9 protein-coding genes are annotated in these 13,211 nt (G+C 53.6%); 7 read left to right on the forward strand and 2 right to left on the reverse strand.

What is annotated here, in order from left to right; genetic code table 11:
* Positions 1-73 precede the first annotated feature (73 nt).
* Positions 74-2,053 carry a transglycosylase SLT domain-containing protein gene (locus tag ABJG22_RS07790; RefSeq protein WP_348019675.1) on the reverse strand — a complete coding sequence of 660 codons (1,980 nt, stop codon included), beginning with the start codon at positions 2,051-2,053 and terminating at the stop codon, positions 74-76.
* 114 nt (positions 2,054-2,167) lie between these two features.
* Between ABJG22_RS07790 and dapA the strand changes: the two genes are divergently transcribed.
* The 7 genes from dapA to alaS all read left to right on the forward strand — a co-directional run bounded on the left by dapA (position 2,168) and on the right by alaS (position 11,396).
* A complete protein-coding gene (dapA, locus tag ABJG22_RS07795; protein ID WP_348019676.1) occupies positions 2,168-3,043 on the forward strand; it encodes a 4-hydroxy-tetrahydrodipicolinate synthase in 876 nt (291 codons plus the stop codon).
* Entirely contained in the window at positions 3,043-3,525 is a 483-nt protein-coding gene (smpB, locus tag ABJG22_RS07800; RefSeq protein ID WP_348019677.1) for an SsrA-binding protein SmpB, read from the forward strand. Before dapA ends, smpB begins: the two co-directional genes overlap by 1 nt.
* Complete coding sequence (locus tag ABJG22_RS07805) at positions 3,518-4,132, forward strand: DUF2062 domain-containing protein (RefSeq protein ID WP_348019678.1); 615 nt, start codon at positions 3,518-3,520, stop codon at positions 4,130-4,132. Before smpB ends, ABJG22_RS07805 begins: the two co-directional genes overlap by 8 nt.
* 61 nt (positions 4,133-4,193) lie before the next feature.
* Positions 4,194-6,554, forward strand: a complete 2,361-nt coding sequence (locus ABJG22_RS07810; RefSeq protein ID WP_348020327.1) for a response regulator — start codon at positions 4,194-4,196, stop codon at positions 6,552-6,554.
* A 156-nt stretch (positions 6,555-6,710) separates the two neighbouring features.
* Positions 6,711-7,799: a recombinase RecA gene (gene recA / locus ABJG22_RS07815; protein ID WP_348019679.1), complete on the forward strand. Its 1,089-nt coding sequence runs from the start codon at positions 6,711-6,713 to the stop codon at positions 7,797-7,799.
* 249 nt (positions 7,800-8,048) lie between these two features.
* Positions 8,049-8,675, forward strand: a complete 627-nt coding sequence (locus tag ABJG22_RS07820; protein WP_348019680.1) for a glutathione S-transferase — start codon at positions 8,049-8,051, stop codon at positions 8,673-8,675.
* Positions 8,676-8,747: 72 nt separating this feature from the next.
* Complete coding sequence (alaS, locus tag ABJG22_RS07825; RefSeq protein ID WP_348019681.1) at positions 8,748-11,396, forward strand: alanine--tRNA ligase; 2,649 nt, start codon at positions 8,748-8,750, stop codon at positions 11,394-11,396.
* Here alaS and ABJG22_RS07830 read toward each other — a convergent pair.
* Positions 11,374-13,203 (reverse strand): cation:proton antiporter, encoded by a 1,830-nt coding sequence (locus ABJG22_RS07830; protein WP_348019682.1) that lies wholly within the window; start codon positions 13,201-13,203, stop codon positions 11,374-11,376. The genes alaS and ABJG22_RS07830 overlap by 23 nt on opposite strands.
* Positions 13,204-13,211: the final 8 nt, after the last annotated feature.

Consider the following 13,211-nt stretch of genomic DNA (forward strand, 5'->3'; position numbering starts at 1 on the left):
CAACTATAGATGCAGATATAGATAGGACGACCGTCAGATCTGGTCCTCCTAAACGGCACTCCTGTAGAGGTTTTTAGCCTTTACCGTTCTTACCGATATAACGCGATAGCGGGGCCGTACTCCGGATCGTCGGACCGCTAGGGTTCTTCGTGTCATAAACCACCGCGTTTTCGAGCACGCGTTTAACGTAGTTGCGCGTCTCCGAAATTGGGATGTCTTCAATCCATTTGATCCAGTCGATTCCGCCCATGCGCGGGTCGCCGTTGCGCCGAAGCCATTTGTTCACATTGCCAGGACCTGCATTATAGGCCGCAACGGCGAGCGGATAGCTACCGCCATAATAGTCCAGCATACGTTGGATGTAACCGCTGCCGAGTCGGATGTTATATTGTGGATCGCCGGTCAGGCTCGACAGTCTATAGGACAGGTTCGCTTTGCCCGACTGTTCGCGTGCGGTGCCAGGCATCAACTGCATCAAGCCGCGCGCGCCAGCATGGCTGATCGCGCCTTGGGCAAATTGGCTTTCCTGTCGGGTGATCGCGTGGATCAGTGTCCAAGTGCTTTCGTGACCAAAGGGAATGGGCATGGTAGGGAAGGTGGTTTTGTCAATCGGACCAACTCCGGCACCAAAAGCGCTAATCCCCTTGATTACGCCCAAATCACGGGCACCGGTACGGGTGGCAAGATCACTGATCAGCATATAGTCTTTTGCGGTCTTGGCGTTATAGGCCAGAGCGCGGTGAAAACGAATTTGTTCGCGCCATGGTCCGGTGCGAACCGATGCTTTCGTCGCGATAACCAGCGGTTCTTTATCAAACGCAATGCGTTCAGCGTCGGTAATCTCGACATCCGGCTTGCGGTTGAATGTCGGTAGAGGGCGACCAAGTCGCTCTAGCGACAATTGGCCATAGAAATGCTCGGGGAAGGCTGCTGCCTTCTCAAAATAGGCATTGGCTTTTTCTGTCTGACCCGCTTCCGATGCAGCGCGACCGGCCCAATAATAGCCTTTCGAAGTGATATTGGGGGAGTCATAGGATTGTGCATAAAGATCGAACATCCGGACGGCTTTGGCGGGCTGACGCATGCCATTCAGAGCAGACGTGCCCGCAACCCACGCGAGATCGGAATATTTATCACGCACGCGGGAATTTTGGTCAGCAATCCGGGTCGGTTCGTCATATGCATCCTCGATTTTCGAGGCGATATCATAGGCTGTCTTCCATTGCCGATCGTTGGCCGCCGCTTTCGCGTTGATCAGCATTGCTTCGAACCAGGTTTCCGGTTTCGCTGGTTTGACCCGCAGTGGTAATCTTGTCGCTAGCAATTGCCGTGCGGCAAAGCTCTGGCCGCGGTTGCGCAAATAGCGGGCACGATCCGCCAGATAGCCGGAATCATCACGGGCAATGGCGCCGACGGCACTTGCTAGAGCATTGGCATTCGTTGCTTCGGTCAGCTGTGCCAGTCGTGCAGCAAATATTGGACGCTTGGCGGCTGAGGCAAAGCCAAGCTTGCGTTTCGCATCTCCCGTGGCCCGAGCCCAGAGCAATGCATTCATCCGGGCATCATGATCGTCAATCGTCAGTACCGAACTGAAGCGGGACAACAGTGCAGCTTCATCTTCGTCAGTCAGCGTGCCGCCGCGCCAAGCCTTTTTGGCCATCGCATTGGCTTCGTCATGCCGGTCCGATGCTTTCAGTGCGACTGCATATTTCGCCGCTCCGGCATTGGTGACGGGTTCAAACTTGTCAAAAAAGGCAAGAACCTGGCGCGGAGAGAAACTGTCGATGTTGATTGCCTGTTCGGCATTGCGCTGCATCCGGCTATCTTCCGGCCAATCCGGATAGGTGACCAGAAAACCTGCATAGTCCTCAAAGGAATAATTGTCGGATTGGGTCAATACCCGCCAGCGTTGTAGGCCGAGAACGGCGTTGCCGCCCGTTGGATCGGATAGTTCGCTTTCTCCAGTTTTCCAGCCTATCTGTTCTGCCGCCATGCAGGTAACAGGAGATAAAAGCAGCGCTGCGATAACAATTCTTGATACCATGCTGGACATTTTAGGGGTAGGCTCCTTATCAGGCGCTGAACGGCGCACTATATCGCTGTTAATATTGCAAATGACTTGGTGGGAGCTTTGCCCATTTCCAAGTCAAATATAAAGGATTATTACATGTTTTCCGGCTCAATTCCGGCTCTGGCGACGCCCTTTCGCGACGGATCGTTTGCGGAGGACCAATTCCGCGCATTGGTAGACTGGCAAATCGAACAGGGCAGCAGTGCCCTTGTACCTTGCGGGACGACCGGCGAAGCGTCCACTTTATCAAATGCCGAGCATCATCGAGTTATCGAAGTATGCATTGAGCAGGCGGCTGGTCGCGTGCCTATCATCGCGGGTTGTGGTTCCAATGATACGACCAATGCTCTGTTGCATCTCAATTTCTCGAAAAAATGCGGGGCGACAGCCGGTCTCGTGGTGGCGCCATATTATAATCGTCCCAATCAGGAAGGCATTACGGCCCATTTCAGAGCCTTGACCGATAAGACGGATCTGCCGTTGGTTCTCTATAATGTGCCGGCACGAACCGTGACTGATATTCAGCCGGACACTGTTGCAGCGCTGTCCCAATTGCCCAGCGTCGTGGCGATCAAGGACGCCAGCGGCGATCTCGACCGGGTGACCGAGCATCGTCTCGATTGCGCTGATGATTTTGTGATGCTGTCAGGCGTCGACGAACTATCGCTGGCGTTTAACGCCGGCGGCGGGGTTGGCTGTATCTCGGTTACCGCCAATGTTGCGCCCAAATTATGTGCAGAGTTTCAGGCAGCTTGCGCAGCAGGCGATTATGAAAAGGCACGTGAGTTGAATGACGTGCTCTACCCGCTGCACAAATCTTTATTCTCAGATGCTTCTCCGGGGCCGATAAAATATGCAATGTCTCGCGTATTGGCGGATTTCTCTGCAGACCTGCGTTTACCGATGACCCCGCCATCTGAAGCGAGCCGCATGGCTGTGGATGCTGCTCTGGAAGGGGCAGGTCTAGTCTAATGGCAAAACCGCGGCCGGAGGAATTTGACAAGAAAAAGATCGTCGCCGAAAATCGGCGCGCGCGCTATGATTATCATCTGGAGGACCGTTTTGAGGCTGGTATCATGTTGACTGGCACAGAAGTTAAATCGCTACGCTTTGGTTCCGGCGCGATTGCCGAGAGCTATGCCGAAGTGAAAGACGAGGAAGCCTGGCTGATCAACGCCAATATTCCCGAATGGAGCCATGGCAACCGCCACAATCATACGCCAACGCGCCCTCGGAAACTGTTGTTGAAGCGTCGCGAGATCAACAAGCTATATGGCGCGGTCATGCGCAAGGGGATGACCGTTGTGCCCTTATCGATCTATTTTAACAGTAAGGGTAAGGCCAAGTTAGAATTGGCGCTCGCCAAGGGTAAAAAGGCACCGGATAAACGTCAGACCGAAAAGGATCGTGACTGGAAAAGGCAGCAAGGCCGGTTGATGCGCGAACATGGTTGATCGGAAGCCCAATATTCGCGACAAGGATTTTGCCGCTCGATGGATCATGCTCATTGTCCATTGGTTTCAGCGCAAAATGCCGACTCGGGCCGGGATGGAGCGGAATAAATATCTGAAACCGATTGCACACCGTTTCCTGCATTCGGAGCTATGGCGCTTTACGCGACGTTCGGTCCCGCGCGGCGTCGCCTTAGGTATGCTGGCGGCTTTTCTGGTCCCCGTTGGTCAGATATTCGCGGCGGTTTTTCTGGCTCTACCGGTGCGCGCCAATGTTCCGATTGCAGCCATCACAACTTTCATCACCAATCCTTTCACCTATCCGCTCTGGATCGGGGCGGCGCATAAGGTTGGCGAATTTGCCCTGCAAATTGACGCAATGACCGCTAGTCAGCCGATTAATACACAGATGCAAAGTGAATTCGGGATTTGGTTGAGCTGGCTGGTGCGGGAAATCGGCGTGACGGCATTTGGTTTTCTTTTGTTCGCGATATTTTTCTCGGTCGCCGGCTATTTCGTCAGCTCTTTTGCGTGGCGCTGGTGGATTGGGCGGAAACGCAAAGGGCGGTTGGACCAAATTCTTGCGGATCGGGCTGGTGATGGCGAGTAAAGCCCAGAATAAGTCGGGTTTGTTGAACCCGAGTACCCGCAAATCGCTAGTCGATGTTCGGATGAGGGGCGCGTTGCTCCTCCTATTAGCGCTTGCTTCTGCAGGGCTTCTTTATTGGCAAGTGCAGAATATCGCCGTGATTGTCGCTTTTCTGGCGCTGGTGCTGAGCATGGCGGGCATCGCCTATTTCCTGCGCCCGCAGCACGCAATGATCGATCAGGATCAAGCTGATCCGGAAGATTGGGCGGTAACCCGGATGGTTGCGGATCAGTCGGAAATTGGTTTGGCTATTACCGACCGTGCGGGACGGCTAGTTTGCGCAAATGAACTGTTCACCAAATGGTTTGACGGGCCTGCTGTTCCCCCTGAATTGCCACTGCAGGCAGGCGGTAACGAGCTGCTTGCGACGGCTGGCCGCAATGCCTGGCGGGACGGCCGCGGCTATGTTGAGGGTCTGAAACGCGGGGTCGCTGAATATAGCGCAAAAGTTGTCCGGGCGGGGCAGGGTGATGAATATCTTCTATGGCAGATGATACCCAAGATTCAGGGCGATATCCTGGATGATATTATTCGTCTGGTCAGTGGCGGCGGTGGCCGTGCATTTTCAGAAGCCGGGATTCTGGTAAGCGTCATCGGCGGCGAAGGACGTATCCGGGCTTCCAATGCCGCGTTCGCTCTGCGCGCAACTGGGCGGGTGGATGCCAATATCTCAGGTCGCAATTTTATCAATTTTCTGCGTTCCGATAATAAAGGTACGATCTTTTTTGAACGCGAGGGCCGACACGGCACTCCGGTCCGGCTTTTCCATGTTCCTCTGGAGCGGGGCAAAGAGAATGGCCCAGCTTTGATTCTACTGATCGACGATGAAGGCGGAATGGTCGAGCGCGGCAAAGCGCTGGAACAGGTGGAATCGATGTTATCGTTGTTGCCCTTGGGGCTGGCGTTGACGGATCGTGATGGGCGGTTCCTTTTTATCAACGAGGCTTTCGCCAAAACCACGGCTATTTCTGAGGGTGAGCAGCCGCTTTATCCGGGGGACCTCATGATCCGTGATGATAAGTCGGCCGTTGCGGACGCCGTGCGTCGCTATGCCAGTGGCCCGCCGATGACTGGCGATCTAGCGGTTCGGTTGCGCAATGGCGGTGAAGATCCGATCGCGCTGGGCATTGCTGGTGTTCGCGGACTGGGCGATGCGGCCGTATTGCTGTCTGTGCGGGACAATAGCGAAGAGTCGAAATTGAAAAGCCAGGTAGCGCAAGCGACGAAAATGCAAGCTGTTGGTCAGCTGGCTGGCGGCGTGGCTCATGATTTCAACAATATACTGACCGCAATCATTGGCCATTGCGACTTGATGCTGCTGCGCCATTCGCCAGGCGACAGCGACTATGATGATATTCAACAGGTCAAGAATAACAGCAATCGCGCGGCGGGCCTGACGAGGCAATTGCTTGCTTTCTCACGACAGCAGACCTTACGTCCTCAGGTGATACAGCTACCTGATGTGGTGGCGGATGTATCAAATCTGCTCAAGCGGCTGCTGAATGAGACGATCGAACTCGAAGTGCGCCATGGCCGTAATCTGGGCCTCGTCCGCGCCGACCCCGGCCAGCTTGAACAAGTGATTATCAACCTCGGCGTCAATGCCCGGGACGCGATGCCCAAAGGTGGCAAGATTTCCATCTCGACGCAGGCATTGGTTGCATCAGATGTCCGGGCGTTGAAGAGCGACATTCTGCCGGTCGGTGATTATACGGCACTGATTTTCAGCGACACTGGCAATGGCATACCGCCGCATATTATCAGTAAAATCTTTGAACCGTTTTTTACGACCAAAGAAGTAGGCAAGGGCACTGGGCTGGGCCTGTCGACGGTCTATGGGATCATCAAGCAATCTGGTGGCTATATCTTTGCCGATTCCAAACCCGGGGAGGGCACAACCTTCTCGATCTATTTCCCGGTTCATCAACAAACGCCCGAAGATACCGCACGTGCCACATTAAATTCTCCACCTGTCAAAGAAACGGCCAAGAAGGAATTATGGGGAAGTGGACATATCTTGCTGGTTGAGGATGAGGATATGGTTCGTGCTGTCGCAGAGCGGGCGTTAACGCGGCAAGGCTACACCGTTGCCACTGCAAGTGAAGGCGAAGAAGCTCTGGCCTTGCTGGCCGATCAGGACGGTAAGGAGCAGCAGTTCGATCTGATTGTCTCTGATGTCGTGATGCCCAATATGGATGGCCCGACAATGGCGAAACATGTCCGCAAAAATTATCCCGACATGCCGATCCTGTTCATGTCTGGATATGCGGAGGAGCAATTGCGTAAATCCATTGATCTCGACAAGGTCAATTTCCTTCCTAAACCTTTCTCAGTGGCGCAAATTGCCGAATCGGTCGGAGAGACTTTGGCCGAACATGCCTAATTCTATTCCAAGCTTGCAATATTATATCTAAAATACAACGTGATAAGGCTATTTAAGAAAAATTATGTTCCCCCCTTGTTCTATGAGAACAAATAAGGTACATAATCACAATCATTGATTGATAGTGGTTAAACATTTAGCAGAGGGGACAGGCAAATGGCCGGCAATTTAAAAGTCGTAGAATCGGATAATCAATTGAATTCATCAGACAGACAAAAGGCGCTCGACGCCGCATTGGCGCAGATTGATCGTGCCTTTGGTAAAGGCTCGGCTATGAAGCTCGGCCAACGAAAAGCTCTCGAAGTAGAAGCCATTTCTACTGGTAGCTTGGGATTGGATATTGCGCTTGGAATCGGGGGATTGCCAAAAGGACGTGTGATCGAAGTATATGGACCGGAAAGTTCAGGCAAAACAACGCTCGCTTTGCACGTCATCGCCGAAGCGCAAAAAAATGGTGGCACCGCTGCTTTTGTTGATGCGGAGCACGCGCTAGACCCCGTCTATGCCAAAGCATTGGGCGTTAACACGGATGATTTGATTATTTCTCAACCCGATACGGGTGAGCAAGCGTTGGAGATTACCGATACGTTGGTGCGTTCCAATGCAATTGACATATTGGTTGTCGATTCGGTTGCTGCTTTGGTCCCACGGGCTGAAATTGAAGGCGAAATGGGGGATACCCATGTTGGCCTTCAAGCCCGTTTGATGAGTCAGGCGCTGCGCAAGCTGACCGGTTCGATCAGCCGTTCCAAATGCATGGTGATTTTCATCAACCAGATCCGCATGAAAATTGGTGTGATGTACGGTAGCCCAGAAACCACCTCTGGCGGCAATGCGCTGAAATTCTATGCATCGGTTCGGCTCGATATCCGACGGACAGGCCAGATCAAGGAGCGCGACGATATCGTCGGTAACTCGACCCGCGTTAAAGTCGTAAAGAATAAGGTCGCTCCACCCTTCAAGCAGGTCGAATTTGATATCATGTACGGGCAGGGCATTTCCAAGGTCGGCGAGATCATCGATCTTGGTGTGAAAGCAGGCGTCGTCGAAAAATCCGGTGCTTGGTTCTCCTATGACTCGGTTCGTATCGGGCAGGGACGAGAGAATTCGAAGCGGTTCTTGCTTGAACATCCGGAAATGATGGAGAAGCTGGAAAATCAAATTCGCGGCAAGCAAGAAGAAGTGGCCGAGGAAATGATGACAGGGCCGATTGGCAAAGCTGATGATGGCGATGACGGGAAATAGGTAGCTCGGCCATCACAATGAGCGATAGCGCCGTTGCGATGGTCGTATCTCCCGCCTGCAGATCATAGATTTTTGATAGTTTTGCCGGATCCCTCTCCCCCGGGTGGTCCTTGGCATAGGGCCATCCTTCTGTCCCCCGACTGAAAGGATGGCCCTTTTTCTATTTGAACGATCTAAACATTTGACAAATTCCGATTTTGTGGGACTTCTTGAGGGCCAACCACTGTCTTGCTCTCATAGGAATTATATATGACCATCATCGTTCATCATCTCGAAAACAGTCGTTCGCAACGGATCATCTGGCTGCTCGAAGAACTCGGTCTAGACTATGAGATCAAGCGCTATGAACGGAATCCCAAAACCCAGAAGGCACCGGACAGTCTGAAAGCCATTCACCCGCTCGGCAAATCTCCGATGATCGAGGATGATGGAGACGTGATTATTGAGACGGCCGTTATAGCCGAATATCTGGTTGAGAAAGCTGGCGGAAAATTAGGCGCGCCTGCCGATAAAAAGGCTGCGCGGCTTTACAACCAATATCTCCATTTTGCCGAAGGTTCGATGATGCCGCCGCTCTATGGTTTGTTGGTGGTCGGTCGTCTTGGCTTGCTTGGCTTACCGGCGCGCAAACCAGTTTCCCAGATGACCACCGATCTGCTTGTATGGCTGGAAACCGAATTGGCTGACCGCGATTATTTCGCGGGAGATGAACTCACCGCTGCGGATATCATGATGAGTTTCCCGCTTGAGGCCTGCCAGTCGCGCGCTGGGTTGGATGAACGTTATCCCAACTTGTTGGCATTTCTGGAACGGATTCATTCCCGCCCGCAATATCAGACGGCGCTCAAGAAGGGTGGGCCCTATGCCTATGCCTGAATATTGCATTGATTTCAGTCGCTGGTGCAATGCAGGATTGTCAACGGCATAAGGCTCGCCTAAGTCGATTCAATGCAAACCACCAATGATATAAGACGGTCTTTTCTGGACTATTTTGCCGCTCAGGGGCACGAGATCGTGCCGTCTGCGCCGCTCATTCCCTATAATGACCCAACGTTGATGTTCATCAACGCGGGGATGGTCCCGTTTAAGAATGTCTTCACCGGAGCGGAGAAAAGTTCTTATTCCACGGCAACTTCTAGCCAGAAGTGCGTGCGTGCGGGCGGGAAGCATAATGATCTCGACAATGTCGGCTATACCGCGCGGCATCACACATTTTTTGAGATGCTGGGCAATTTCTCTTTTGGCGATTATTTCAAGGAACAGGCTATCCACAATGCGTGGAACCTGATCACAAAGACATGGGGTATCTCGTCAGACCGGTTGACCGTAACCGTCTATCATAATGATGACGAAGCTTTCGATCTGTGGAAAAAAATTGCGGGCCTGCCGGATGAACGGATCATTCGAATCGCGACCAATGATAATTTTTGGTCGATGGGTGACACCGGACCCTGTGGTCCTTGCAGCGAGATATTTTACGATCATGGTGCGCATATCGCTGGCGGTCCTCCGGGTAGTCCGGACGAAGACGGTGATCGTTTTGTCGAAATCTGGAACCTTGTGTTCATGCAATATGATCAGCGGGGCGAAGGGGATCGTATTGATCTTCCCAAGCCGTCGATCGATACCGGCATGGGGCTGGAACGTGTTGCTGCCGTCATGCAGGGCGTACATGATAATTATGACATTGATTTGTTCAAGGCGTTGATCGCGGAATCCGGATCGCTGACCGGAACCGATACAACTGGCGACAATCAAGCCAGCCACCGGGTGATTGCAGATCATCTGCGTGCCTCATCCTTCCTTGTTGCAGATGGTGTTTTGCCATCCAACGAAGGCCGCGGCTATGTGCTGCGTCGGATCATGCGGCGGGCCATGCGCCACGCCCATTTGCTTGGCGCACAAGATCCGTTGATGCACCGCATGGTTGGTTCGCTGACCGGTGAAATGGGCAATGCTTTCCCAGAATTGATCCGAGCAAAGCCGCTGATCGAAGAAACCTTATTGCGCGAAGAAACCAATTTCCGTCAGACATTGGCCAATGGCTTGAAGTTGCTGGACGCAGAAATCGCCGACATGGATGATGGTGACATTCTTCCCGGCGCAACGGCTTTCAAACTATATGACACATACGGGTTCCCGTATGATCTGACCGAAGATGCTTTGCGCGCACAATCGTTGGGTGTGGATCGCGAAGGCTTTGACAAAGCAATGGCTGAACAAAAAGCCGCTGCCCGTGCTGCCTGGAAGGGCTCCGGCGATCAGGCTTCTGATACGGTCTGGTTTGATATTGCAGAACGGGACGGTAGCACTGAATTTACTGGCTATACTTCTGAGGAAGGCGAGGGTGTTGTTGTTGGCTTGGTCAAGGATGGTGCAGAGATTAAAGCCGCGAAAAGCGGCGATATTGTTACCCTGTTGACCAATCAAACACCATTTTATGGCGAAAGTGGCGGACAGATGGGTGATGCTGGCCGGATCTCGGGCGCGGAAGGGTTCGCCGCGGAAGTGACCGATACCAGAAAGCCGTTGGGCCGGCTTCATGCCCATCAAATCGAAATCCAATCAGGATCGATATCGGTCGGGGACATGGTCCATCTGACGGTAGACGCCGATCGGCGCACTAGATTGCGCGCCAATCATAGTGCGACCCATTTGCTTCACAAGGCATTGCGGGATCATCTGGGAGATCACGTGACACAGAAGGGGAGCCTGGTTGCGCCCGATCGCCTGCGTTTCGACTTTTCGCATCCGTCGGCTCTCACTGAATCCGAGATGCAAGCCGTTGAGGCAGATGTGAATGCGCAAATCCGTGGCAACAGTTCTGTGACGACGCGCCTTATGAGTCCCGATGACGCCGTAAAGGCAGGGGCATTGGCGCTCTTCGGCGAAAAATATGGTGATGAGGTTCGCGTGCTCTCGATGGGTCGGGAAGCCGATCTAGACTATTCCGTAGAGCTATGCGGCGGAACGCATGTTCACGCGCTGGGAGATATTGGTCTGATGGCCATTGTGTCGGAATCGGCGGTTTCTAGTGGTGTCAGACGAGTAGAGGCGTTGACGGGAGAAGCCGCACGGCTATGGCTGACCGATCGGGATGCCAAGCTTAAGTCAATTGCTGCGGCGCTCAAGGCATCCCCAGAGGAGGCCGCAGATCGTGTCGCGATTTTGGTCGATGAACGGAAGAAGTTGGAGCGGGAGTTGACCGAAGCGAAAAAAGCTCTCGCCTTGGCTGGCGATGGCGGTGGTGCGAAGGCAGCGGAAACAGAAACTGTGGGTGATATCGCCTTTAGCGGTCAGGTCATTCAGGGATTGAATCCGAAAGAATTGCGCGGTCTGATCGATGACGCGAAAAAGAAGCTGTCGAGCGGCATCAGTGCCTTGGTTGCGGTCAATGATGGTCGTGCAACCGTTGCGGTGGGTGTGACCGATGACCTGACGGAGCGCTTCAGTGCGGTTGATCTCGTCCGGGCTGGTGTGGCCGCAGTGGACGGGAAGGGCGGTGGTGGTCGTCCCGACATGGCGCAGGGCGGTGGTCCTGATGGTGCCAAAGCAGATGACGCGATTGCAGCAGTTAAGGCAGTTCTTGCCGGCTGAGTCCATCTGGTACTAAGTCATCGGCGGTAGCTTGCCCGGATGAAGTGCTCATTGATTTTAGCTTGGGCTTTTTCTCTAGATCACCATCTTCCTGAATACGCTCTCGGTAGATGTCGCGTAGCTCATGAATAGAGGCGATGACCGGCCCCATGGCGACGCCATTTTCGACGAGCACGGCTTCTGACAATTGCAAAGACCCTTCAAGCGCCTCGGGTACCGCATTTGTTGCCCCTGCCTGGTATAGTTCCGTAGCATGGTCGATGTCCCGTGCTCGTGCAATAATTGGAAGGTCAGGCACCCAGGCACGGACTTTTTTTACGATCTGCACCGAAAGAACCGGTTCATCCATTGTCAGGACCAGAGCTTTGGCGTGACCCAGCCGCAACCGATCGAGCATTTCGTTCCGTGACACGTTGCCAAAAATGATTGGATAGCCATCACGACGTGCCTTTGCGACCGTATCGATGTCGGTTTCTACCGCGAGAAATTTTTGATCATGGGTTGTCAGAAGATCAGCGATTAACTTACCGACCCGGCCGAAGCCGATAATGATTGTCTGCTGGGCTTCAACCGGTTGTTCACCGTGCGCGGGGCCGCTGTTGCTCCGCATTTCCATTCGCCGAGCAATATCATGGCCAAATCGAGCAAGCAGTGGGGTGATCGTTAGGCCGATCGCTGTTACGATCTGCCAAAATGCGGCTGTTTGTGGTTGGATAAGTTGGGCCTGCATGGCCGCCGCTAGCACGATCAAAGTGGTTTCCGAGGGGCTGGCCATCAACACACCGGCTTCGGTGGCTGTCCCGACGCGAGCACCGGCAAAGCGGAGCAGGCTGCTGGTGACAACCGCTTTCACAACAACCACGCCGGCGACGGCGGTGATCAGACTAGCCCAATTCTCAAGGACAACGCGGATATCAATCTGCATACCAACGGTGATCAGAAATACGCCCAGCGCCAAACCCTTGAACGGTTGTGTGATCACTTCGACTTCGCCGTGATATTCGGTTTCTGCGATGAGCAGGCCAGCGAGCAGGGCGCCGACAATGGGCGATAATCCTGTCGCAGCGGTTGCTAGGCTAGCGAGAATAATGACCAGCAGGCTGACCGCTAGGAAGAGTTCCGGGCTCTTGGTTCGCGCTGCCTGTGCAAAAATTCGAGGTAAGATCAGTCGTCCAAGAACGAGCATGCCAATGATGACCGCACCGCCGAGCAGAAGCGTCCATCCTAGATCATCCCATCCACCATCAGCGGTGATGGCTGGAGAGATGGCGCCGAGGAGAAAAATGATCGGCACAATGGCAACATCTTCGAACAATAGCATTGCCAGGGCGGCCCGGCCGACAGGGCTTTTTGTGCCTGCCATCGGCAGAACCAACGCGGTGGAGGAAAGCGCCAAGGCGAGCCCCAAGCCCAATGCACCTGCCGGATTTTGACCAAGTAGATAAAGAACCGAACCGATGATCAGGCCCGACGCTAATAGCTCGGCTGCACCGACACCAAAGACCAAACGACGCAACGACCAGAGACGTTTGAATGACAGTTCCAACCCAATAGAAAACAGGAGCAATATGATCCCGAATTCGGCGAAAGGTGCGATGGCTTCACGGTCGTTGATCGTGACAAATTGCAGCCAGTCATATTGATTTTGCAGGGACCCGAGACCTGATGGGCCAAGCAGAATGCCGACCAGAATGAATCCGATGATCGGCGTGATCCGAAAACGGGCAAAAGCCGGAATCACGATTCCGGCGGCACCCAAGATCACAATGGCATCGATAAACGCCGGATTTCCGAATGGACTATGCATTTGGCTAC

It is taken from the genome of Parasphingorhabdus sp., from assembly GCF_039939955.1.
GTDB lineage: Bacteria > Pseudomonadota > Alphaproteobacteria > Sphingomonadales > Sphingomonadaceae > Parasphingorhabdus.